The sequence below is a fragment of the Anaerolineales bacterium genome, from assembly GCA_015075625.1.
Taxonomy (GTDB): domain Bacteria; phylum Chloroflexota; class Anaerolineae; order Aggregatilineales; family UBA2796; genus UBA2796.
The window spans coordinates 467,951-492,635 of sequence record JABTTZ010000002.1 but is presented as its reverse complement, the minus strand read 5'-3'; the positions used below and the strand labels follow the sequence as shown (position 1 = coordinate 492,635).

Annotated in this window: 14 protein-coding genes, 2 tRNA genes and 2 rRNA genes; 10 read left to right on the top strand and 8 right to left on the bottom strand. The window is 54.2% G+C overall.

Annotated elements, in window-relative coordinates; genetic code table 11:
- Nucleotides 1-152 precede the first annotated feature (152 nt).
- Together HS103_10755 and HS103_10750 are read left to right on the top strand one after the other, a co-directional pair.
- Nucleotides 153-1,655 (top strand): aldehyde dehydrogenase family protein, encoded by a 1,503-nt coding sequence (locus tag HS103_10755; GenBank protein MBE7513275.1) that lies wholly within the window; start codon nucleotides 153-155, stop codon nucleotides 1,653-1,655.
- A gap of 171 nt (nucleotides 1,656-1,826) precedes the next feature.
- Nucleotides 1,827-2,132, top strand: coding sequence for a cupin domain-containing protein (locus tag HS103_10750; GenBank protein ID MBE7513274.1), 306 nt, complete (start codon nucleotides 1,827-1,829; stop codon nucleotides 2,130-2,132).
- Nucleotides 2,133-2,301: 169 nt separating this feature from the next.
- Here HS103_10750 and aspS read toward each other — a convergent pair whose 3' ends face one another.
- A complete protein-coding gene (aspS, locus tag HS103_10745; protein ID MBE7513273.1) occupies nucleotides 2,302-4,068 on the bottom strand; it encodes an aspartate--tRNA ligase in 1,767 nt (588 codons plus the stop codon).
- Nucleotides 4,069-4,218: 150 nt separating this feature from the next.
- Here aspS and HS103_10740 point away from each other — a divergent pair, with 150 nt between their 5' ends.
- Together HS103_10740 and HS103_10735 are read left to right on the top strand one after the other, a co-directional pair.
- Entirely contained in the window at nucleotides 4,219-5,721 is a 1,503-nt protein-coding gene (locus HS103_10740) for a carboxypeptidase M32 (protein MBE7513272.1), read from the top strand.
- Nucleotides 5,722-5,740: 19 nt separating this feature from the next.
- Nucleotides 5,741-6,418, top strand: coding sequence for a uracil-DNA glycosylase (locus HS103_10735; GenBank protein MBE7513271.1), 678 nt, complete (start codon nucleotides 5,741-5,743; stop codon nucleotides 6,416-6,418).
- Nucleotides 6,419-6,461: 43 nt separating this feature from the next.
- Here the strand turns inward: HS103_10735 and HS103_10730 are convergent, their stop codons facing one another.
- The 5 genes from HS103_10730 to HS103_10710 all read right to left on the bottom strand — a co-directional run bounded on the left by HS103_10730 (nucleotide 6,462) and on the right by HS103_10710 (nucleotide 12,926).
- Nucleotides 6,462-7,853, bottom strand: coding sequence for a cytochrome P450 (locus HS103_10730; protein MBE7513270.1), 1,392 nt, complete (start codon nucleotides 7,851-7,853; stop codon nucleotides 6,462-6,464).
- A 75-nt stretch (nucleotides 7,854-7,928) separates the two neighbouring features.
- Nucleotides 7,929-9,185: a cyclic nucleotide-binding domain-containing protein gene (locus HS103_10725; protein MBE7513269.1), complete on the bottom strand. Its 1,257-nt coding sequence runs from the start codon at nucleotides 9,183-9,185 to the stop codon at nucleotides 7,929-7,931.
- A 209-nt stretch (nucleotides 9,186-9,394) separates the two neighbouring features.
- Nucleotides 9,395-9,510: ribosomal RNA gene (gene rrf, locus HS103_10720) — 5S ribosomal RNA — on the bottom strand.
- 144 nt (nucleotides 9,511-9,654) lie between these two features.
- A 23S ribosomal RNA gene (locus tag HS103_10715) occupies nucleotides 9,655-12,460 on the bottom strand.
- A 393-nt stretch (nucleotides 12,461-12,853) separates the two neighbouring features.
- A tRNA-Ala gene (locus tag HS103_10710) sits at nucleotides 12,854-12,926 on the bottom strand.
- Between the two features lie 288 nt (nucleotides 12,927-13,214).
- Between HS103_10710 and HS103_10705 the strand changes: the two genes are divergently transcribed.
- Nucleotides 13,215-13,409, top strand: a complete 195-nt coding sequence (locus tag HS103_10705; protein ID MBE7513268.1) for a hypothetical protein — start codon at nucleotides 13,215-13,217, stop codon at nucleotides 13,407-13,409.
- A 71-nt stretch (nucleotides 13,410-13,480) separates the two neighbouring features.
- Here the strand turns inward: HS103_10705 and HS103_10700 are convergent.
- Together HS103_10700 and HS103_10695 are read right to left on the bottom strand one after the other, a co-directional pair.
- Nucleotides 13,481-13,552, bottom strand: a tRNA-Met gene (locus HS103_10700).
- 174 nt (nucleotides 13,553-13,726) lie between these two features.
- Nucleotides 13,727-15,838, bottom strand: a complete 2,112-nt coding sequence (locus HS103_10695; GenBank protein MBE7513267.1) for a glycoside hydrolase family 3 C-terminal domain-containing protein — start codon at nucleotides 15,836-15,838, stop codon at nucleotides 13,727-13,729.
- A gap of 460 nt (nucleotides 15,839-16,298) precedes the next feature.
- On the opposite strand from HS103_10695, the gene HS103_10690 reads away from it, so the two are divergent.
- The 5 genes from HS103_10690 to HS103_10670 all read left to right on the top strand — a co-directional run bounded on the left by HS103_10690 (nucleotide 16,299) and on the right by HS103_10670 (nucleotide 24,584).
- Nucleotides 16,299-17,648, top strand: a complete 1,350-nt coding sequence (locus HS103_10690) for an extracellular solute-binding protein (protein ID MBE7513266.1) — start codon at nucleotides 16,299-16,301, stop codon at nucleotides 17,646-17,648.
- A 183-nt stretch (nucleotides 17,649-17,831) separates the two neighbouring features.
- Nucleotides 17,832-20,738, top strand: coding sequence for an extracellular solute-binding protein (locus HS103_10685; protein MBE7513265.1), 2,907 nt, complete (start codon nucleotides 17,832-17,834; stop codon nucleotides 20,736-20,738).
- Nucleotides 20,728-21,639 (top strand): sugar ABC transporter permease, encoded by a 912-nt coding sequence (locus tag HS103_10680; GenBank protein ID MBE7513264.1) that lies wholly within the window; start codon nucleotides 20,728-20,730, stop codon nucleotides 21,637-21,639. Before HS103_10685 ends, HS103_10680 begins: the two co-directional genes overlap by 11 nt.
- Before the next feature lie 6 nt (nucleotides 21,640-21,645).
- Complete coding sequence (locus tag HS103_10675) at nucleotides 21,646-22,551, top strand: carbohydrate ABC transporter permease (GenBank protein ID MBE7513263.1); 906 nt, start codon at nucleotides 21,646-21,648, stop codon at nucleotides 22,549-22,551.
- A 2-nt stretch (nucleotides 22,552-22,553) separates the two neighbouring features.
- Nucleotides 22,554-24,584, top strand: a complete 2,031-nt coding sequence (locus tag HS103_10670) for a YIP1 family protein (GenBank protein ID MBE7513262.1) — start codon at nucleotides 22,554-22,556, stop codon at nucleotides 24,582-24,584.
- The last annotated feature ends 101 nt before the right edge of the window (nucleotides 24,585-24,685 follow it).

The window sequence follows — 24,685 nt, the reverse complement described above, 5'->3', positions numbered from 1 at the left end:
GCCCGCCCCACAGCGCATCCTCAGCCAAGCTGCGGAAAACGACATGGCTTACCGGAGGTCAATCAGGTAAAATAGCCCTTCGCAAGTGGAAAAATGCACAAAAAACTTCCACCCTAACCGTATTGACTAGCCATACAAAAAAGGATTCGCTCATGTCGGATTTGGTTCGGAATTACATTGGTGGGAAATGGGTCGCCGCGCAATCGGGGGCAACCTTTACAACGATCAATCCGGCGACGGAGGATGTCATTGCTCCTGTCGCCAAAAGCAACGCCGACGATTTGAACAACGCCGTTGCTGCGGCAAAGAAGGCATACACCTCGTGGCGGCTTTTGCCCGCCCCACGCCGAGGGGAAATTCTTTACCGCGTTGGGCAGCTTTTGATGGAGAACAAAGAAGCGCTTGCCCAACTGATGGTGCAAGAGATGGGAAAGGTCATTGCCGAGGCACGTGGGGACGTGCAAGAGGCAATTGATATGGCATTCTTCATGGGCGGCGAGGGGCGGCGCTTGTTGGGCTACACCGCGCCGGTTGAAATGCCGAACAAGTTTGGCATGGCGCTGCGCGATTCCGTCGGTGTTGTGGCGTTGATCACGCCCTGGAATTTCCCGATAGCCATCCCCAGTTGGAAATCGCTCCCGGCGCTGATCGCCGGAAATACTGTCGTCTTTAAGCCCGCCAGCGACACCCCGAAATTGGGCGCGGAATTCGTCCGTATTTTCGAGACGGCGGGACTGCCAGAGGGCGTCTTTAACATCGTCCTCGGACCGGGCGGCGTTTTGGGGAACGCCATTGCCGATCATCCCGATGTGCGGGTGATTTCCTTCACAGGGAGTACAGAAGTGGGCTATGAACTGTATTCCCGTGCGGCGAAAAAGGGCAAGAAGGTTGGCTTGGAGCTAGGCGGAAAGAACGCCATCATCGTCTTGGACGACGCCAACCTTGATCTGGCGGTGGACGCCATTTTGTGGAGCGCCTTTGGGACAACCGGGCAGCGCTGTACGGCGTGCAGCCGTGTGATTGTCCAAAGCGGGATTCGCCCCAAACTGACTGAAGCGCTGGTGGCAAAAGTGAAGGGGCTGAAGGTCGGCTATGGGATTGATGAATCAATCCAAGTCGGTCCGCTGGTGAACGCCTCGGCACGGGAGACCGTCCAGCAGTATGTTGATATTGGAAAAGGTGAGGGGGCACGTTTGCTGGCGGGTGGGGAAAAAATGGGCAGCGGCGTCAATGGCGGGAAGGGCTTTTTCTACACGCCGACGATCTTCGACAATGTGACACCAACGATGCGCATTGCCCAAGAGGAAATCTTCGGACCTGTCCTCTCCATGATTGAAGCGCCCGACTTGGAGACGGCGATCCAGATCAACAATGGGGTGGTGCATGGGCTTTCCAGCAGCATCTTCACCGAGAATGTGAATGCTGCCTTCCGCGCCATTCGCGATCTTACAACGGGGATTGTCTACATCAATCACGGGACAACAGGGGCGGAAATTCAATTCCCCTTTGGCGGCACACGAGGGACGGGAAACGGGATGCGCGAGGCAGGGCAAACCGCACTCGATTCCTTCACCGAATGGAAGTCCGTATATGTCGATTACAGCGGACGCTTGCAGCGGGCGCAGATTGACACCGACGACGCGCTGAAAGATTAGGCGTTACGCACAGACCCTCACCCCCTAGCCCCCTCTCCCGCTGCGGGAGAGGGGGAAATCATCCTTTTGAGGGGGAAGCCCCCTCAATCTTCCCCTTTCGATGAATACGGGGTAAACACGTTCAACTGCGTAAGTCCTAAGCTTAACAAGCGGGCGAAAAAGGAGTTCAGCATGGCGGAATGGGTGCAGATGAATCCGGCGGTGAAACGACGGATTGTCCTAGACGGCGAAAAGATGATGGTTGTTGAAGTTCACTTTGAGGCAAATGGGGTCGTCGGTGATCACAGCCACCCGCATGAGCAGATCACGCAGGTGCGGCAGGGGCGCATCAAACTGACCGTCAACGGCGTCCCCCACATCTTGGCGGCGGGGGATATTGCCCGTGTACCGGGGAACGTCGTCCACAGCGCCGAGGCGTTGGAGGCATCCGAACTCTATGATGTGTTCAGTCCTCCCCGTGAGGATTTTCGAGCATAACCGAGGCAATACTACCCCTCACCGCTGGCCCTTAACCACTCTACGGGAAAAAGGCAGTAGGCGGTGAGGAGATTTCCCTTGCATCTCGTCGAAATGCGCTGTAATCCGAACTAAAGTGCGGCGCTAATGGCATTCAGCTTTTGACAGCTTGAACGTGGCCAAGACTGTATCATTTTGTCGTAATGTGCAGTTCCTTCAATTGCACAGCCTCCACCTCGGAGGGAGCGCCCGCCATGAGGTCGGACGCCTGCTGCGATTTGGGGAAGGCAATCACCTCGCGGATGTTTGGTTCACCCGCCAGAAGCATCGTCAGGCGGTCAATCCCCGGCGCGATCCCGCCATGTGGGGGCGTTCCGTATTCAAACGCCTCCAACATATGCCCAAAACGCTCTTTGGCGTCCTCCACATCCAGCCCAATCAAACCGAAAATTTTCTCTTGGAGTGGACGCTCGTGAATACGGATGCTCCCGCCGGCAACCTCATAGCCGTTGCAGGCAAGGTCGTACTGCTGCCCGCGCACCTTGCCTGGGTCAGTTTCCAAAAGAGGAATATCCTCCCGCATGGGTGAGGTAAAAAGGTGATGGCTGGGGTCCCAGCGCTTTTCGTCTGCGTTCCAATCAAAGAGCGGGAAATCAATCACCCAACAAAAGGCGATCTTTTGCAGGTCAGCAAGCCCTAACCGCGCCCCAAATTCACGGCGCACAGCGTCCATGACAGCGGCAGTGACGCTCGCTGTGTCGCTGGCGATCAAGATCAAATCGCCCGGCTGTGCCGCCATGCGGTCAATCGTCGCTTTCAATTGATCGACGCTGAAGAACTTCCCAATGTTCGATCTCACCTCGCCCGCCTCGCCCGCTTCTAGCGCCAACCACGAGATACCCCGCCCCCCCGCACTCTTGGCAAGCTCAACCAGTTCATCCAACTGCTTCCGGCTGTAGCCGCCGCAGCCGGGAATGGTGATCGCCCGCACGGGCTTTCCCGCGGCGACAATCTCTACAAAGATATTGAACGCCGTCGCGCCGGCAATATCCGAAATGTCGATGATCGGCAGCCCATAGCGCAGATCGGGTTTATCTGAGCCATAGCGTGCCAGCGCCTCGGCATGGGAGAGGCGCGGAAAGGGTTTTGTCACCAACGTGCGGTCTGAAACCTGCTCCACAAGGGCGATCATCAAGCCCTCGATCAGGTTCATGACATCCTCACGCTCCACAAAGGACATTTCCATATCCAACTGGGTGAATTCCGGCTGGCGATCCCCGCGCTGGTCCTCATCGCGGAAGCAGCGGGCAATCTGGAAATAGCGCTCATAGCCCGCCACCATAAGCAGTTGTTTCAACTGCTGTGGGCTTTGCGGCAGCGCGTAGAACTTACCCGCGTGGACGCGGCTTGGGACGAGGTAATCCCGTGCGCCTTCGGGGGTCGTCTTGAATAGAATGGGCGTTTCAATCTCAGTGAAACCCTCATTGTAAAGGTAATCGCGGATGAATTTCGTCACCCGTCCGCGTAAGAGGATGTTCCGCTGCATGTGCGGGCGACGCAGATCGAGGTAGCGGTATTTCAGGCGGATTGCCTCGTCTACACGCCCCTCGCCTTCAACCTCAAAGGGCGTCGTCTTGGCGGGGTTGAGGACGGTAATCGTTTGAATCTCAAGTTCTATTGCGCCCGTTGCCATGTTGGGGTTGATCATCCCGTCTGGGCGGGCGCGAACAACGCCCTTCACTTGGATCACGTACTCCCGTCCAAGCGCTTCGGCGGCGGCGTGCGCGGTGGGATTGATCGAGGCATCAACGGTTGCCTGAACGACGCCCGAACGATCCCGCACGATGAGGAAGATCACGCCGCCTAAGGCACGGGTGCGGCTGACCCATCCGGCAAGCGTGACAGACTGCCCAACATGATCAGGGCGTAAATCACCACAGGCATGTGTTTTCAACATTGAGGAAAAACTCCGTTGGTTGGTAGATTGCAGGTTTGTGATTGGGGATTCTAACGCAAAACAGGAAAATCTCTGGGAGGTTCAGCGGCGAGATGCGGTACAATCGTTCTATAACCAGGTTGAAACCTTATTTTTCAGGAGATCAATCACGTGACCCCTTTGGATACACTCAAAGAACGCCTTGCCGATGTGCGCAATCTTGGCTCGGCAGGGGCCCTGTTGGGATGGGATCAGCAAACGAATATGCCCTCTGGCGCAGGGGAGTCCCGCGCTCGCCAGTTAGGTACATTGGCAAAACTAACCCATGCGATGTTTGTTGCCGAAGAAACAGGATCGCTTCTGGGCGAGGCAGAAAAAATGCTGAACGGGGCGGACTATGACAGTGATGACGCCAGCCTGATCCGCGTGACCAAACGAGATTACGAAAACGAACGAAAACTCCCCTCGGCGTTTGTGGCGGAGATGACAGCGCTCACCTCCCACGCCCACGAGGTCTGGGCAAAGGCACGCGCAGCGAAGGACTTTTCAGCCTTTGCCCCTACCCTTGAGCAGGTGATCGCCATGAAACGCCGCGAGGCAGACTATCGCGGCTTCACCGATCACCCCTACGATGCCCTTTTGGATGTTTACGAGCCGGGGGTGAAAGCTGCCGATGTCGCCGCCATGTTTGATGGCTTGCGCCAAGAGATTGTCCCGCTTGTGGCGGCGATTCGGGCAAAGGCAGACAAGGTGAGCGATGCCGTCCTCCACCAAGCCTATGATGAGGACAAACAGCGCGATTTTGCGGAGATGGTCGTGGCCACCTTTGGGTATGATTTCACACGGGGGCGGCAAGACCGCGCTGTACACCCCTTCTGTACCAGCTTTTCTTGCAACGATGTGCGCATCACGACGCGCTATGATGCGAATTGGTTAAACCCCGCCCTGTTTGGGACGCTCCACGAGGCAGGGCATGGGATGTACGAGCAAGGCAGCGCACAGGCGCTTGACCCCTACGGTTTGGGCGGTGGCACCTCGTTGGGCGTTCACGAAAGTCAATCGCGCCTGTGGGAAAACGTTGTCGGGCGCAGCCGGGGCTTCTGGGCGCATTTTTATCCCCAGTTGCAAGCGGCTTTTCCAGAGCAGTTGGGGACGGTTGCTCTGGACACCTTCTACCACGCAGTGAACAAAGTAGAGCCGTCCTTCATCCGCGTTGAGGCGGACGAGGTGACCTACAACCTCCATATCATGGTGCGCTTTGAGTTGGAAATGGCGCTGCTGACCGGTGCGTTGAAGGTAGCCGATCTGCCCATCGCTTGGAACAAGAAATATCAAGACTATCTGGGGATTACGCCCCCTGATGACGCACTCGGCGTCCTTCAGGATATTCACTGGTCGGCGGGGCTGTTCGGCTACTTCCCAACGTATTCGATGGGAAACTTGCTCTCGGTGCAGTTGTACGAGGCGGCGCGGGCTGCCCACCCAACGATCCCCACAGAGATCGCCGCCGGAAAGTTTGATACGCTGCGCGGCTGGATGGCGGAACACCTCTACCGTCACGGACGAAAGTTCGAGCCAAAGGAACTGATCCAGCGGGCAACAGGTGAGGCGATGAATGCCCGTGCTTATGTCGCCTATCTGAAGGATAAGTACAGCGCCATTTATGGGGTTTAAGGAAGGGATCGCCATGTCTATGACGCCAGCCGAGAGCAAAGCCGCCCTCGATGCGATTGCTGTTCAGGTGAATGCTTGTACCGCCTGTGGGCTTCATAAAAACCGCACCCGCGCCGTGCCAGGGGCGGGTCCCGCCAACGCCGACCTCATGTTCATCGGGGAAGGTCCGGGCTTTCATGAAGACCAGAAAGGGCTGCCTTTTGTGGGGCAGTCGGGAAAACTTCTGGAAACCCTTCTGGGGAAGATCGGGCTGAACCGCGATCAGGTGTTCATCGGCAACGTCGTGAAGTGCCGCCCACCGGAAAACCGCGATCCACTCCCCGACGAAGTGACAACCTGTACTGAGGCATATCTATTCAAACAAATCGAGGCGCTTCAGCCGAAGGTGATTGTCACCTTGGGGCGCTTTAGCATGGGCTTGTTTTTTCCGAAGGCGAAGATCACCGCCATTCATGGGCAGGCGAAGTGGGAGAACGGGCGGTATTACCTCCCGCTGTTTCATCCGGCGGCGGTTTTGCGGAATATGGCGATCATGCCCCAAATGGAAGATGATTTCCAGAAAATCCCCACACTGGTGAAAGATTACACAGCGCGGCTGGCGAAGGCGTCCGGCGGTGGGGGAGGGAGCGAGACGGCAGCACAAGCGGGCGAGGAAAAACCCGCCGAAGATAGCCCGACGCAGCTGACACTGTTTTAAGCCAGTGAGGAAAGGGGGAGAAATTCCCCCTCTCCACAGCACCCTATCGACTCACAATGGTCACCGGAATGCCGTCCCTGGGACGGAGGGCGATCAGCGCGAGTGGCTCGGCGGTGAAGTTCGGCGGCAGAACAAGCCGGTAGCGGGATGCCAGCGTCGCCAGAATCAGCCGCGCCTCCATCATGGCAAACATGTTCCCAATGCAAATGTGGGGACCATCACCAAAGGGCATGTATGCCTCGCGGGAGAGTTTTGTTTCGTTCTCCTTGAGAAAACGCTCTGGGTAAAACCGTTCTGGATCGGGGAAAAAGCGCGGATCGCGGTGGGTGACATAGGGGCTGAGCGCGGCGATTGTCCCCTTTGGGACGCGGAAACCACCGAGAGTTGTATCTTCCACCGCCGAACGGGTGATAATCCACGCTGGCGGGTAAAGCCGCATCGATTCTTTAATCACCATCTCGGTATAGGGCAGGTTTGGCAAGTCATCCAGCGTGGGAGTATGCCCGGCAAGGACACGATCCAGTTCGGCGTGCAGTTTCGCCTCTACATCGGGGTTGCGCCCCAAAAGATACCACGTCCAAGCAAGGGCATTCGCCGTTGTTTCGTGTCCGGCAAGGAACATCGTCATTGCCTCGTTGCGCACCTGTTCATCGGTCATGCGCACAGCGGCGTCCTCATCATCCACCGCCAGAAGGAGCATCGAAAGCAGATCGCCTGTATCCTTGCCCGTTTTGCGCCGTTCAGCAATGATGGGCAGGATCACCGCATCAAGTGCTTCAGTGGAACGGCGCATAGCGAGATTCTGCGGGATGGGCAGCCATGCCGGAATGGGGATGAACATAAAACTTTGCTCGGTGACGGCGGTCTGTCCTTCTTCGACAGCCTTTCCAACTGTTTGTGCCGCCCCCCTGACATCTGCCCCAAAGAGCGACTCGGCAACAATGGCAAGGGTGACCTCCATCATATCGTGGGCGGCGTTGCGCTGCTCACCTGCCTGCCATGATTCAGCAAGGGTCAGCGTGTGCTTGACCATGATGTCGGCATAGCCAGCAATTCGTTTGTGATGAAAGGCGGGCTGAACCAACTTCCGCTGTCGCCGCCAAAAATCACCATCGGTGGTGAGGATGCTTTTGCCGATCAAACGGCTGATCACTTGGGTCTGGCTGCGAGAGCGGACGAACAGCTTTGCCTTTTCCACCAACATTTCGTGAATATGCTGCGGGTGGTTCAGGTAGATCGACTTCAAGCCCCACAGTTGGAAATAGCAAAGGTCGCCCCACTCACGGGGGAGCGAGAGGAAGTAATTGAGCGGATCACGCCGCAAGGCACGCAGACGGCGTAATTTTTCTACCGTCCCCTGTACCTGTGGGGCATAGGGGGCGTTTTGCGGGCTGACCGAGGGTGTCGTTGGTATTTTGGGGACGGTAGTTGTCATAGGGCATTACCTTTGCTGGTTGAACGGCAGCCAGCCTTATCGATGATCGTCTGGCGATGATTCTAGCGGTGAAACTTACAACCGCCCGGGCTTCTTGAGGGCGGCGGTCTTTTCCCCTTGTTTGGGTGGGGTAATGGGCAAAAGCAGGTGAAAGGTGCTGCCGGGGAGACGTTCTTCGTCGTACCCTTCGCTGTCCACCCAAATTTGCCCGCTGTGCGCCACAGCCGCCCCCCTTGCAATGGCAAGCCCCAAACCGGGTCCCCCTGCTTTGAACGCTGTTTGCCCTGATGAATGGAGAGCAACATCGCCCAACCGGTAAAATTTCTCAAAGATCAGGCGCTGCTGGTCTTTGTTGATTCCAATGCCTGTATCCGCCACTTGAATATGGGCGATACGCCCCATTTCTGGATGAATTTCATAAGCAAGTTTGATGCGGATCATGCCGCCATCGGGCGTGTACTTGATCGCATTCATGAGGAGGTGATGCATCGCCTTGCTCAGCAAGCCAGGGTCTGCCTCGATGTATAAAATGCCAGTATCACGGGCAATGTCCATGACAAGGTTCAGTTTGCGCTGTTGAATGGCGCTGCGAAACTCCATCTCCACCCCACGCAAAACAACGGGCAAGGAGACGGGAACAGAGGCGACATTTAACTGTTCCATATCGATGCGCTGGACATCAAGCATGTTGTTGACGATCTCGTGAAGGCGCTGGCTGCCGTTGACCACTCCCTCAACCATCTCACGCAGGACGGGGTTTTCCCGAATGGCCGGATCGGTCAGCATCATGCTGGCGTAGCCGCGCATGATCGTTAGTGGGGTGCGCAGTTCGTGGGCGGTTACTTCGATGAAATCTAGTTTCGCTTTGTCCAATTTCTCCAGCGTTCCGTAAGCCTCTCGCAAGCCATCAATGGCGTTTTTGTCGTTCACCCGCAGCCGTTCAAAGGTATGGCGGATGATGGACATGGCGAGTTCGGCGTTTTGCCGCAAAATGCGGAGGAATAATTCACGGTCTATTTCGAGGGCGACGACTTCCTCAAGGGTGGTCACTGTCGCTGAACGAGGCGCATCGGAGATGATCGCCATCTCACCGACATAATCGCCGGGGGCGGCGTGCCGCAAGAACATATCTTCGTGGTCGGTGAGCCGCTTTGTAATGGCGCAGCGTCCCTCAGCAATGAGGTAGAGGATGTGTTCATACGCCCCTTCACGGCAGAGAACCGTTTCCGGGGGGTAGGTACGCACCCGCGCCAATTGAGCAAGCTCAAGCAGTTCCTCGCGGGAGATGGTAGGGAATGCGCGTTGTAGGAGTTCCAGCGGTTGGAGCGCCATCGTGATCACCTCACTTCGATGTGTAGAGGAAAGTCTACCACGCTCAGCGCAGAAGGTGGGCAAAATCAGGTTAGAAAAATGTAGCGGGGTGGTTAGGCTGCGGTTGAGCGTCTTATGTCTTTTTTCTCATTGGGGGAAGATGGGTAGAAAGGGGGCAAGAAAAAACCCCCGGAGTGGGGGGTTGGGGGAAGGTAAGAAGGTGAAAAAGGACTTGGCAATGACCTACGCTCCCAGTACGTCTCCGTACAAGTACCATCGGCGCTGGCGGGCTTAACTGCCGGGTTCGGGATGAGACCGGGTGTACCCCGCCGCTTCTATCACCAAGAACTCTTTCACCCTCATACCATCCCCAAACGTCCTGCCGGGGGCTGTACAAGCTGCTCTAGCCCTTGCGAATAAGCGATAGCCTTCTGCTGACGTAACGTCTCATGGTTCTGCACACGAGAACGACGATTTCTCCGCACCACACGGAGCAAGCCCTCGACCATTAGTACGGGTTGGCTACACATCGCTGCGCTTCCACCTCCCGCCTATCAAGCTCGTAGTCTCCGAGCGGTCTTGCCTGGTTGCCCGGTGGGGGACTTATCTTGGGGCGAGCTTCCCACTTAGATGCTTTCAGCGGTTATCCTTCCGAAGGTCGCTACTGAGCTATGCCGTTGGCACGACAACTCACACACAAGCGCTTCGTCCAGCTCCGGTCTCTCGTACTAGAGCCAGCTCCTCAATCCCCTACGCCCACAGTGGATAGAGACCGACCTGTCTCACGACGGTCTGAACCCAGCTCACGTACCGCTTTAATGGGCGAACAGCCCAACCTTTGGGACCTATCCAGCCCCAGGATGCGATGAGCCGACATCGAGTGCGAGAGCGAAGTCGTCGATGTGAACTCTTGGACTTCACCAGCCTGTTATCCCCGGGGTAGCTTTTGTCCGTTAAGCCGACCCTTCCACTCGGTGTCGTGGGATCACTCAGCCGACTTTCGTCTCTGCTCGGCGTGTCTGCCTTACAGTCAAGCTCCCTTATGCCTGTACACTCGAAGGTGGGTTTCCATTCCACCTGAGGGAACTTTTGGGCGCTCCGCTACTCTTTAGGGGCGACCGCCCCAGTCAAACTGCCCACCTGGCACTGTCTCCATTCCGGCTTACGGAACGGGTTAGGGTCAAAACACACTCAGGCTGGTATTTCACCGTCAGCTCCCCGAAGCTAGCGCTCCAGGTTCTTCGCCTCCCAGCTATCCTACACAGACTGTGTCCTAACGCAATGCCAAGCTGCAGTAAAGCTCCACGGGGTCTTTTGTCCTACTGCGGGTAACGCGCATCTTCACACGTAATTCAATTTCGCCGAGTCCTTCGTTGAGACAGTGCTCTACTCGTTTGGCCATTCGTGCGGGTCGGAACTTACCCGACAAGGAATTTCGCTACCTTAGGACCGTTATAGTTACGGCCGCCGTTCACCGGGGCTTCAATTCAAAGCTTCGGATTGCTCCTAACCTCTCCTCTTAACCTTCCGGCACTGGGCGGGCTTCAGCCCCTATACGTCAGCTTTCGCTTTCGCAGAGACCTGTGGTTTAGTTAAACAGTCAGCAGAGCCCCTTTCACTGCGGCTCAGGTTCCCCTGAGCGCCCCTTCTCGCGAACTTACGGGGCTAATTTGCCTAATTCCTAACGAAGGCCCTCGTTCGCCTTGGTATCTTCTACTCGTCTACCTGTGTCGGTTTGCGGTACGAGCGCCCTTACTTCATCGTTTAGTGGCTTTTCTTGGCAGCTGGGCACACACACTTCCGAGCTTTCGCTTCCGCCGTCGCGCTTTTGCTCAGGGGCGGATTTGCCTACCCCCTCTTCGCTACTACGCTTGGCACTTCGATTTCCATCACGGGGCTGTGCTTCCCTTCTGCGTCCCCACTTCACTCCCTAAAGGCGGTACAGGAATGTTAACCTGTTGTCCATCACCTACGCCTTCCGGCCTCGGCTAAGGCTCGACTCACCCGACGCGGACTGACCTTGCGTCGGAAACCCTTAGACTTACGGCGAACATGGTTCTCACATGTTTCTCGCTACTCATGCCAGCATCCTCACTCGTGTACCGTCCAGCCTCGCTTACCGCGTTGACCTTCGTCCCGTACACGACGCTCCCCTACCATTAATCCCTAGCTTCGGTGCTTGGTTTAGCTCCGTTACGTTATCCGCGCAGGCGCGTTTGACCAGTGAGCTATTACGCACTCTTTAAAGGGTGGCTGCTTCTAAGCCAACCTCCTGGCTGTCTCAACACGCCCACCTCGTTTTCCACTTAACCAAGGCTTTGGGCCTTAGCCGGGGTCTGGGTTGTTTCCCTCTCGACGACGAATCTCATCACCCGCCGTCCAACTGCTGCGCTTGGGTTGTGGTATTCGGAGTTTAAAAGGGTTTGGTAATCGTAAGACCCCTAGCCCAACTAGTGCTCTACCTCCACAACTAAACACGCAACGCTCGCCCTAAAGCGATTTCGGGAGAACAAGCTATCTCCGAGTTCGTTTGGCATATCACCCCTACCCACACCTCATCCAGCCGCTTTTCAACGCGGAACGGTTCGGTCCTCCACGAAGTTTTACCTCCGCTTCAACCTGGACATGGGTAGCTCACCCGGTTTCGTGTCTAATGAATGCGACGCTGCCCTCTTCAGACTCGCTTTCGCTGTGGCTCCGGCTGTTACTGCCTTAACCTTGCCACATCCATTAACTCGCTGGCTCATTCTCCAAAGGCACGCCATCAAGGTTTTCACCTCTTTGACTGATTGTAAGCAAATGGTTTCAGAATCTCTTTCACTCCCTCACCGGGGTTCTTTTCACCTTTCCCTCGCGGTACTTGTGCGCTATCGGTCGTCTCGTGTATTTAGCCTTGGAGGGTGGACCCCATCTTCTCACGGGGTTAGCGTGTCCCGTGATACTCCTTGCAGCTTATTCGCTTGTCGCCTACGGGGCTTTCACCCTCTTTGGCAGCCTTTCCAGTACTTTCGACTAAGCTTTTGTTGCTGCGGGCTGTTCCGCTTTCGCTCGCCACTACTACCGCAGAATATTCTCTTTCCTCCGGTTGCTTAGATGTTTCAGTTCACCGGGTGCCTCGACCTGACCTATGTGTTCAGTCAGTCGTGCATGGACATGCCTCCATGCGGGTTTCCCCATTCGGATATCGTTGGTTCATGCGGATGCACACTCCTCGCCAACGCTTTTCGTAGTGTACCACGTCCTTCTTCGGCACGTGACGCCTAGGCATTCACCATTTGCCCTTGTAGCTTTGCCATGTGGCACGGAGAAATCGTTTCTCTCGTGTCTTCTAATGCTACGTTACGTCTTTCTATCGCTTATTCGGTTGGTAAAGAACATTCGGGTTGCACCCCGATGACGCGCCATAACCATGCATTTTGGTTATCTCGCCTCGTCGATGCACAACTGGTAATGAGCCGTAATCAGAGACAAAAAAACCCGACACTTTGTCGGGTCGCGGTGAACTGCGCTTGCCTAGAGTGTCTTATGACTATTCAGTTCCCGTGACCACCAGTGTATCCAAATCGTTTGTCTCGCGTTCTCTTTCTCAATCTTGGGGAAGATTGTACGAACCTTTCAGAACATTGTCAAGGGCTTTTCGGAAATTGGTTGGAAATTCGTTTCCTTTTCCCCGTTTTACCCTCTACAAGTGGAGATGAGGGGACTCGAACCCCTGACTTCCTGCTTGCAAAGCAGGCGCTCTCCCAGCTGAGCTACATCCCCGCATGGTTTATTCTCAGAACTGTTCGTGATCATAGTGGGTGGCTAGACGGGTGTCAAGGGGGAAAAGGGGCAGCGGCTTTTGGATGACACCACCGTACATTACGCTTATAACGGGGATGGTGACCGTTACTGCGTGACCGCCAACGGGACGGCGACGGACTCGACCTGATTGGGCAGCAGACGGACACGGCGTGATCGTATTTCCGGTACGACACCCTCGGTAGTGTGCGGGGGATCACCGCTGCCTCAGCGAATCTTACCAAACGAATCGATTACGACCCTTGCAGCGTGCCACTCTACCCGGACGCGCCCACCGTCAGTTACACGGGGGAACGGGTTGACGTAATCGCCCTCGTTTACCTCTGTGCGCGGTACATGCATCCTGATTTGGAGGGGATCCTCACAAAAGACCCCATTGAGGGGGTGGTGGGTGGAATAGGATTGGCGATGATGATGAGTGGGGAAGGGATGGAATGGGTATAACTGGGGCTTATTCCCAATGAATCAGACGCCTTTTCGCATCCGGTGGGATACCTTATTAAGGGAAAAAGAAGTGGCGTGGACGGGATTTGAACCTGTGACCAAGGGCTTATGAGTCCCCTGCTCTACCACTGAGCTACCACGCCGTCGAGCATCTCAACTCGCTGATAGGGATTTTAGCAGACGTCCTTCTTGTGTCAAGACAAAGTATTCACCGCTAGGGATGGCGCTGATCAGTATTCCCCACAAGGGGCGGTGAATCGCATCACCCCCCTTGCCGAGTCTGATCTCAACGCACCCTGTAACCGAGGGACTTCGATCTACAGCCGAAATTCGCCTTGCAATCCGCGCCGGCTGTCAGGGGCAATCCAGACATGAAAAGCGCCCGACTCAACCCCGAATGTGCCATCGGATCGGGTGAAGGCGAGGTCTGCCTCATGGATGGTAAAGCTCACTCGCCGCGTTTCGCCCGGTTGAAGCAGTATCCGCTGAAAACCTTTCAATTCGCGCACAGGACGGGTGAGTGAGCCGACCAAATCACGCACATAAAGCTGTGGCACGTCTACACCGGCGCGCACGCCGCAGTTGGTCACTTCCACGCTCACATCGAGCGATCCCCGTAACATCTCATGGCTCAGTTTCAAGTTGGCGTACTCAAATTGGGTGTAACTCAGCCCGAAGCCAAAGGGAAAGAGTGGAATCGGAGGCAGGTCGAGGTAACGGGTGCGGAACAATCCTTCATTGGCGATTGGACGCCCTGAATTTTTCTGGTTGTAGTAGATCGGCACTTGCCCGGTAGCACGGGGAAAGGTGATGGGCAAACGCCCAGAAGGGGATTCTATGCCAAAAAGCAGTTCTCCCAAAGCTGCCGCCCCTTCAATGCCCGGATGCCACGCATACAACACCGCATCGGCTTGGGTCATTTGCCGCGTGATCGCCAATGGACGCCCGGCAAAGACAACCATGATGAGGGGTTTACCTAGTCCTGCCACCGCTTCGACAAATTCAGCCTGACCGGGGGGAAGGTTCAGGTCGCTCACATTGCAGTTTTCGCCGGAGCGTGCCGGATGTTCACCTACCAGCAGCACCACCGCGTCAACATGGTGAGTCAGGTTTTGGGCGAGATCGGGCGAATCAGCAAAGAGAAACTCCACGCCTTTGGGTGCAGTGTGGCGCAGCGCCTCATCCAATGGGGTGACATCCTCGCTGCGTCCATCGGGAGTCCACGTCCCAAAAAGTTCCCCACGCGCATGGACGAAATCCCCCGCGATCAGAATTCGCCGGAAGCCTTGCAAAGGGAGCAAGTTGCTATGGTTTTTGAGCAAAATCATGCTTTCGCGTGCAGCCGTTCGAGCAAGGGTACGTGCCTCCGGGGTGAGAATATCCTTTGAGATGCGAGTGGTGTCGGTGAAGGGATTCTCAAACAATCCGGCGCGATGTTTGATGCGCAAGATCCGACGCACTGCCTCGTCAAGCTCTGCCAGGGTAATTTTGTTCTGTCGCAGACTTTCGCCGAGAGTGTTTAGGTAGACCCCGCTGACCATATCCATATCCAGCCCTGCGTGTAAGGCGAGGCGGGCAGCATGGGCGTCATTCTCTGCGATTCCATGAGCGATCAGTTCCTTAACCGATTCCCAATCGGAAACCACAAAGCCATCAAATTCCCACTCGCCGCGAAGGATATCGGTCAAAAGGCGGCGATCAGCGGTGGACGGGATTCCGTTTAAGTCGATGAATGCCGACATAACTGTGCCTGCTCCCGCCTGAATAGCAGCGCGGAAGGGTGGAAGGTACACATCGCGGAGCGTGGGTTCGGAAATTTCCCCGTTTTCGTAGTCGCGTCCGCCTTCGGCAGCACCATACCCGACATAATGCTTGGCACAGGCGATCAGTTTATCTGGATCAGATACCCGTTCCCCCTGAAAGCCTTTGACTGCTGCCGCAGCCATCTGTGCGCCCAAGAAAGGGTCTTCACCATTTCCCTCCGCCACCCGCCCCCAACGGGGATCGCGGGCAATGTCCAGCATGGGCGCAAACGTCCATTTAATGCCGTTGGCGGTTGCTTCGCGGGCAGTCACACAGGCGGCTTCACAAACCAGATCAGGGTTAAAAGTGGCAGCCTGCGCCAGCGGAATAGGAAACACCGTGCGGAATCCATGAATCACGTCTCGCCCTAGAATGAGCGGGATTTTGAGACGAGATTCAAGGGCGAGCGTTTGAAAATAATTGCTGATCTCGGCATTCCCTGAATCGGAAAAGCCGTGTCCTGTGAGCGCCCCGGAAGCGTTAAAGAGTGATCCGACCTTGCCCTGCCGAAGAAGATCAGGGGCGAGTTCGGGATCGGCAGAATATTGGTTCATCTGACCAATTTTTTCCTCTGGGGTCATTTGGGTGATTATGTGGTTGATAAAGGCTTCGGTTTCTTGAGACATGGATCATCCTTATCCGTCAGCTACAGAAAGCCAATGCAGAGAGTACCTGTTTGCACGATGGGGATGGCACGCACGATAGGGATGGCTGATCGAACGTCAGGGTTACCTTCCCCCTATAACCCTATAGTCTCAAACGGTCAACCTTGGACGACGCAAGAGCGGTGCCTTCAGGTGTGCTTGACAAAGAAAAATACTTATGGTAGTTTCAGAGTGAAGTGAAACATTTCACTTCGCCTATTTCAATGAAGTGAAACATTTCACTTCGTCTATAGAGTGTACCGTAAAGGCTGTCAAAAGAAAAAGGGATTCTCCATGAGGACAAAGGCTGAAAGATTCAGAACGCCTTATGGTGATTGGACAAAAGGAGGTGTCGGCAAAGGCTAACCATCTGTTTTTAGTCTTGCTCTTAGCGGAAGTCTTTGTATGCTTCCTGTAACCAACTTTTAAGGAGATGTTGATAATGAAATCGCTCGGCAAATTTTTAACCCTTGCCATCGTTATGGTGCTGGCAGTCAACTTGATTGCCGTTGTCAAGCCTGCCAATGCCAAAGTCAGCCTGCGCTATGCCAATTGGAATGTTGGCACGGCTGAGGAGAACAACCTTCAGCGCCAGTTGGTTGCCGCTTATATGGAAGCGCATCCTGATGTCGTGGTTGAATTTGTGGATATGTCTGGGGAGGGTCGTTGGGACGAAAAACTGACTAATTATGCCGCCAAAGGGCAGCTTCCCGATGTGTTCATGGCAGACAACATGCCCTATTATGTCAAAAACGGCTGGGCGGCTGATCTCAGTGACATGGTGAAAGATGATCCTGATTGGGCAGACGTGCCGGAAGTTCTGAAGGGTGCGGTCTCTTATTCTGGGATGACATTGGGGCTGCCTGCCGCGCAGTTTGTGATGGGCTACTTTGTCAACAAAGACCTCTTTGATGCCGCCAACCTTGATGCGCCTGAATATGGTGTTTCGGTTGAGGACTTCCTTGTTGCGGTAACTGCTCTGACCGATGTCTCAAAGGGTAAATTAGGTCTGGATGAGATGGAATTCATCCTTGGCTGGTACCCCAGCACCCAAAACAGTGACCTGAAGTGGTTCAGCTTTGATGGGACACACCTGAATTACAACTCCACCGCGTTCAAGGGGGCAATCGCTAAAGCCACCGAACTGAAGTTCCACACCTGGCAGGGTCTCAATGATGATCAGAAGAAGGGATTCAAATCCACCGGTCCATGGGAACTGTTCCTGAATCAAGAATCAGGGGTACGCTGGGATGGTGGTTGGGCAATCCCCGACTACGCCAAGAAAGCCACCTTTGACTGGGACTTTGTGGGTATTCCCGGCGGCAATCAGGCGATGGTAACTGACATATTGGTTGTCTCCAAGACCGCCGCCGATGCCGCCGCAGCCTATGACTTCGCCAAGTGGATGACCTTCTCTCAAGAAGGGTATGCGAAGGAAGCTGCACTGGCGAAAGATGCCGGAGGGGTGCCCACCAGAATGCCTGTCTCTGTGAACGCCGAGACCATTGACCTGTATTTGTCCTTTGCCGGCGAAAAGGCGGGTCTGCGAATGGCGCTGGAAAGACTAGACAACAGCCTGATTGAAGCACTTGCCAAGATTGTCCCCGGCTATATCAATGCCCGTTGGGAAGGCAAGCCCGGTATTGATATTGGCAGCGATAAGGACGTGAACATGTGGTATATGTTTGCCAACTCCAGTGCCGGCACGTACAAGTACGAGGATTACTCAGCGAAATTAGAGGAGTTTGCCAACAAGATTCTGGATGATGCCAAGGCAGAGCTATCGAAGTAACTAGTCGTCCGTCAGGAACGTAACCATACGTCTCAGGTGAAATGAGAAGGTAGTGAGGTTTTGGGTTCTGAACTCAAAACCTCAACATTCCTTAATGTCACAGCAGACGTATGATTGAACAATCTGCGCTGTAGTGGGTTTTTGCCCACACGTTAGATCGCACCTTACGGTTGGAGAGTGGCTATGCCCTCGAAATTAGCGATTTCTTTTAGGTCGGCTTTTTCTTTGTTGATACTCCTTACCGTTAGCCTATCTGCGGCGTGTGCGCCACCGCCCACCACGCCAGAGCGGGTTGTGAATCCAACTCTCCCGCCGACTTTAGCCCCCCCTCGTCAGCCCGTGATCGAAGTCCACGCCGAATCATATGGACTGCCCCTTATCCAAGATGATATTTCTACCCAATATGCCCAAGCCAGTGTCCTCCTTCAACCCGGAGATACCGTTCAGGTTGAGATTACGATTGCGCTTGAAGGGGAATTTACGTTCAGTTTTGATAGTGCGGCTGCGGACTCTCGGCTAGAGCGTCCTGAAGGGCAGCTACAGGTGGATGGGGCATTCCCCCTCAGCGCCTTTCAGCGTATCCTTTTCCCAGTTTTTTACCGCAATCGGGAGAGCGTCTTTCCCAAAGACCGCTACGGCAATGATGCCCTCATTCAGCAGGTGCGTGATGTGCGCTGGAGCAAAGCCTTTGTTTGGGATGTGAACTTTAGCCACCCCTATCCCCTTCGGGTGAAGCTCTCCGCAGGGAAACACCTTCTTAATTTCACCCTAAGCCAAGGGGCTTTGTATCTGGGCAGCATGTATGTGGAGGAATTCTCCCCTTACCCGGACTATACCCAGTATAGCGCTGAACACCGCGCACCCGAAACAAGCGGCGTCATGCTCATCTTGGAGGCTGAGACACCCACCTATAAAAACGATACCTCGGTGCGCCCAGCGAGTGATCGCAACCTCACGGTGACTCCCTATGATACGTATCGCTTGCTCCTAAACACCCTTGGCGGGGAAAGCTGGATAAAAAGCGGCAGTGCGGTGTATTACACCTTCAGCGTACCCGAAGATGGGCTGTATACCTTCACCTTGCGTGCCTTGCAAAATACCCGCAGCAACTTCACGGTGTTTCGCCGCATCAGCATCAACGGCAAAGTACCCTTTGCGCAGTTCAACACAGTCCCCTTTGTGTCCTCAATCGATTGGCTGGATGTGACCCTCGGTGAGGATGCCCAGACGCCCTACAACGTTTTCCTTCGCAAGGGGCAGAATGTGTTGGGTGTGGAAGTCACCAACGCCCCCTACTTACCCGCTATTGAGACGATTCAGAAGGCGCTCTTGGACATCAACACGCTGTCCTTGGAGATCAAAAAGCTGACGGGGAATCAGCGCGACCCCTATAAAGAATGGATACTGGTCAACTACATCCCCGATATTCAGACCCGCTTAATGACCATTGCCCAAAACCTGATTGACGACAAGGACATCCTGCTGGCGATTAATCAGAGCAGCGGCTCGACAGAAATTCTGAGTTACCAAATGGCGATTGATAATCTGCTGTTCCTTGCCGCAGACCCTGATAAGATTCCAATCTACATGGGGCGGCTCTCAGAGGGTACAGGATCAGCAGCGCAACTTCTGGGATCCCTTCTGCCGCTGCTTCAGAATCAACCGCTGGCGCTTGATAAAATCTATATTCACTCCCCCACAAACGTGCCACAGACTCCCGGTGTGCCGTTCACTACCAGCCTCGGTGATGGAATCAAACGCTTTGTTCACTCCTTTGAACCAGACCCTTACCAATCATTGAGCGCCGAGGCGAACGAACTAGAGGTGTGGGTTAACCGTCCCCGTCAGTACGTAGACTTGCTTCAACTGATGTCTGACGAGACTTTCACACCCCAAACCGGTATTCGCGTCAAGTTCTCAATCATGCCCAATGAGTCCAAACTGGTGCTGGCAAACGCTGCCAACATTCAACCGGATATTGCCTTAGGGGTCAGCACGAATATCCCCTATGAGCTTGCCATTCGGAACACCTTGTATGATCTGCGTACCTTCGCTGATTTTGGCTCTTTCATCCGCATCTATTCACCCGGCGCGCTCCTGAGCTACATCATCAATGATTCGGTCTACGCTATCCCAGAGACACAGGACTTTTGGGTGACTTATTACCGGAAGGACATCCTCAACTCACTGCGGTTGCCCGTGCCTCACACATGGAACGATGTGATCGAGATACTGCCCGAATTGCAGCGCTACGGGATGAACTTCAATACCCCGCTGTCTAGTGGTGGCGGGCAAAAAGACTATCTTTTCACCTCGCCCTATCTGTTTAATTTTGGCGCCAAACTTTACAGCGAAGATGGGTTTTCTACAGGTCTGCAAAGTGAAGAAGCCGTTGCCGCTGTCAAATTTATGGCTGATAGTTTCACCCTTTATGGAATGCCCCTCACCACATCGAGTTTTTATGAGAGCTTTCGCTATGGCACGCTGCCCATTGGGGTTTCCAACGTTGAGACCTATATTAAGCTCATGACTGCCGCCCCAGAGATTGGGGGGATGTGGGGCATTGATCTCTACCCAGCGACAGTTTTAGGCGATGGAACTCAGAACCGCTATGCCACCGGTTCTGCCCAGACCAGCCTCATGTTCAAAAACACCGATAAGCCTCAGGAAGGCTGGCAGTTTCTCAAGTGGTGGATGTCCACCGAAACACAATCGGAATTTCAGGAACGGCTGATGCTTAACTATGGGCGGGAGTATTTATGGAATTCCGCCAACCTTGAGGCATTCAGCCGTCTGGATATTCCCCAAGAGCATAAAACCGTCATTCTTGAACAATGGCGCTGGCTGCAAGAACCGGTGCGCTTGCCGGGAAGTTACATGCAGGAGCGGGAGTTGAGCAATGTATGGAATCGTATTGTGTTTGACGGAATCAACCCACGTGTAGCCATTGACCGCGCTGTAATCATCATCAACCGCGAGATCACCCGAAAAATGGAGGAATTCGGCTACCTCAAAGACGGTCAGCGGGTGAAGGAGTTCACGATTCCCACTATTGAGCGGGTGGTGGAATGGATGGAAAATGCAAACTAAAAATCCTTTCCGAAAGTGGCTACAAAAGGAAGGCAGTGCCTATGCCTTCCTCTCAATCTATGGGGTGTTGTTCATTATCTTCATCGTTGTCCCTGTGGTAGCGGCAGTGATACTCTCGTTTACTTTTTTTGATACCATCCAACCACCACAGTTCATCGGGCTGCGTAACTACATCTCCCTGATCACACAGGACGATACGTTTATGAAGTATGTCCTGCCTAACACCATCCAGTTTGCCGTGATTGTCGGACCGGGTGGGTATGCCCTTGCCTTCATGTTGGCGTGGGTGCTGGCGCAGCTTCCTAAGTTCCCCCGAACAATCTTCGCCCTGATCTTGTACTCCCCCTCAATGACTGCCGGAGTCGCCATGGCTGTTGTCTGGAAGACTCTTTTCAGTGGCGATCAGACGGGTTACCTGAATAGTTTCCTACTTAGCTTGCGTCTCATTCAAGAGCCAATTCAATGGCTGCAATCGCCCCAATACCTCATGACCATCATGATCGTGGTCACCCTATGGAGCAGCATGGGGATCGGCTTTTTGGCGATGTTGGCGGGCATCCTCGAAATAAACCCCGAACTTTACGAAGCGGCAGCCATTGACGGGCTAAAAAGTCGCTGGCAGGAGATATTTTTCATCACCATCCCCTCGATGAAGCCTCAGATGCTTTTTGGGGCGGTAATGGCTATTGTAGGGACGTTCCAAGCCGGTGCAATTGGAGTCACCCTCTCCGGCAGCAACCCTACCCCGCGCTACGCCGGGCAGTTGATTGTCAACCACATTGAAGACTACGGCTTTTTGCGCTACGAGATGGGCTATGCGGCGGCGGTCTCGGTGGCTCTGCTGTTGATGGTACTTTTTTTTACCCGCGTTTCTAACCGCTTGTTTGGCAGCGAGGCGTAACGACCTATGAGCAGAAACAGGGTTCGTCGGCTTTCAGGGTTACGCAACCGCGGCGTTAATCCACAGGGCTTCCATGTCAGCCAGATCAAGTTTTATGCGCTGTTGATGCCGCTGGCAATCTTCATGCTGCTGCCCATCATTTTTGTGATCTCCAACGCCTTCAAACCGCCGGATGAATTGTTCGCCTATCCGCCGCGCTTTTTTGTGGTCAATCCCACGCTCAAGAATTTCTCTGACTTGTTCTCGAAAATGTCCACATCGGGCATTCCTGTAAGCCGCTACCTATTTAACAGCATCCTAATCACCCTTGTCACGGTGGCTGCCTCAATCATGGTCTCCAGCATGGCAGCCTATGCGCTTTCCAAAAAGCGCTTTAAGCTGAAGAAAACCCTCTTTGCCGTGAACAACATCGCGCTGATGTTTGTCCCCATCGCTGTAACCATCCCCCGCTTTTTGGTGATCGAACGGTTAAGCCTGCTCGATTCCTTCTGGGTGCATATTCTGCCGGTGTTGGCAATGCCAGTGGGTTTGTTCCTGCTTAAGCAGTTCATCGACGGCATCCCCGATGAGGTCATTGAGGCGGCTCAGATCGATGGCGCTTCAGATTGGCGCATCTACTGGCGTATCATCCTACCTCTGATTCAACCCGCCCTCGCCACCATCGCCATCCTCACCTTTCATGCGGCGTGGAATAATGCCGACACATCCTCGCTTTACCTAAACAACGAGACCTTGAGGACATTTGCCTTTTACCTCAGCACCCTAACCACTACCACAGCCGGCGCCAACGCCGTTGCCGGGCAAGGTATCGCGGCGGCGGCAGGGCTGATTATGTTTCTACCCAATTTGCTGATTTTCATCGTCCTCCAAAATCAAGTGATGAACACCATGTCGCATTCGGGGTTGAAGTGACCATGAGAACATACCAGATGAAAAGACGCCTGATTTGGTTAGGTCTGCTCCTCCTCATTGGGTGGTTAGCGCTCAACAGCCAAGCCCGTGCGATTTCACCCTATACCACATGGGCAATTGGACCCGGCGGTGCATTCATCCCCACCCAAGACGCTTACACGCCGCTCCAAGAGATCGATCTACCCGTCTCTAGTCCAGAGGAGATGTACTACGCTCCAGATGGTTTTTTGTATATTGCCGATACCGGTAATGGACGCATCCTCAAAATTGACACCACCTTTCAGGTGGTGGCGGAATTAGGCAAAGCGTTGGTGCAAACTCCTACGGGGGTGTTCGTCGACGAAAGCGGCATGATCTACATTGCTGATGCGGGCAAAAATACAATCGTGATCCTTGACCAGAGGGGAACCTTGGTAAAGGAGTTCGGACGCCCCTCAGAGCCACTCTTTGGCGCAAATCGTGACTTCCTGCCGCGCAAGATCGCCGTTGATGTGCGCAAGAATCTTTATATTGTCAGTGAAGGCTCAGTGGATGGGCTGGTAATGATGAACACCGATGGGCATTTCATCGGTTATTTTGGCTCCAATTCGGCGGAAATGTCCTTAAAGATGATCGTGCAGCGGCTTTTCCTAACCAAAGAGCAGCTTGATCAGTTTGTCAAGAATGAAGCCGCCTCCCCTTCCAACGTGACCATTGATGACCAGTCGCTGGTGTATACCATCACGGGAGGAACAGAACCCAATAGGAGCATTCGCAAATTCACTGTCTCTGGCAAGAACGTGATGAAAGACCACATCGGGTCTCGAACCTTTCGGGACATTCACACAAGCGACAGCGGTCTACTTTTGGCGATAGATGGACGTGGACATATCTATGAATATACCCTGAATGGGACTCTCTTGTTCCGCTTTGGCGCAGAGGATAGGGGGGAGCAGCGCTTAGGCATGTTGCGTTATCCCACCGCCATTGAACGCGTGGGGGATGACCTCTACGTGCTGGACAAAGATAAGAACGCGATTATCACCTTCCGCACCACTGATTTTGCCAAAATCGTCCATGATGGGGTGCAACTCTATATGAACGGCTTCTACCAAGAGGCAAAGCCCTATTTTGAGCAGGTGTTAAAGTACAATGGGCTGTTCATTATGGCGTATCAAGCTATCGCCGACGCCTACTACAAGGAAGGCGACTATACCAACGCCTTACAGAATTACCGCTATGCCGAAGATCGCAACGGCTATTCTGAGACCTTTTGGGAACTGCGCAACGCTGTATTACAGCGCTCATTGGGCGATGCCCTACTACTTTTTTTAGGGGCGTGGATCGTCTTAAGCCTTTTCAATCGTTTGGAGCAGCGCCGCCACTGGCTAGACCCACTACGACAGGGCATCCGCCGCGCCCAGAAAATTCGTTTGGTCGATGATTTTGCCTTTATGTTCCGCTTTATCCGGCAGCCCGCCGATAGTTTCTACTACATCAAGCACAATCTCCGGGGCAGCCTTGTCTTTGCCTTCATCCTCTATGCTTGGGTACTGGCGATGCGGGTTGTCACCATTTATGTGACCGGGTTCATCTTCAGCCCGTATTCCACCGCCTGGCAAATTCAAGTAGAGTCAGAAATCATTTCCACCCTCTTGATGATCATCATCTGGAATGCCGCAAACTATTTGGTTGCCACTATCAGCGATGGGGAAGGGCGTCTGCGCCATGTGATTATCGGTAGCGCTTATAGCCTCTTTCCTTACGCCTTGTTTGCCCTGCCAATCGCTCTCCTCTCCAACCTATTGACGCTCAATGAGGTCTTTATCGTCGCCTTCTCCACCCAACTCATGTGGTTGTGGACGATCCTCATGCTGATCATTATGGTCAAGGAGATTCACAATTACTCGGTTTCAGAAACAGTGCGGAATATCCTGATCACTCTATTTACGATGGGGATATTCCTTCTGACTGGCTACATCCTCTATGTGTTGTTTAATCAATTGTTTGAGTTCATCCAAGCAATCATTCAGGAGGTCGGTCTACGTGGCTAACATGATTTCCCCCCCGACGGGGCATCAAAGAGGTATCTATGGGCGCGTTATGCTGCTCCTGATGTGCCTGGTTCTGACGGCTAGAAGTACGGCGGCATATA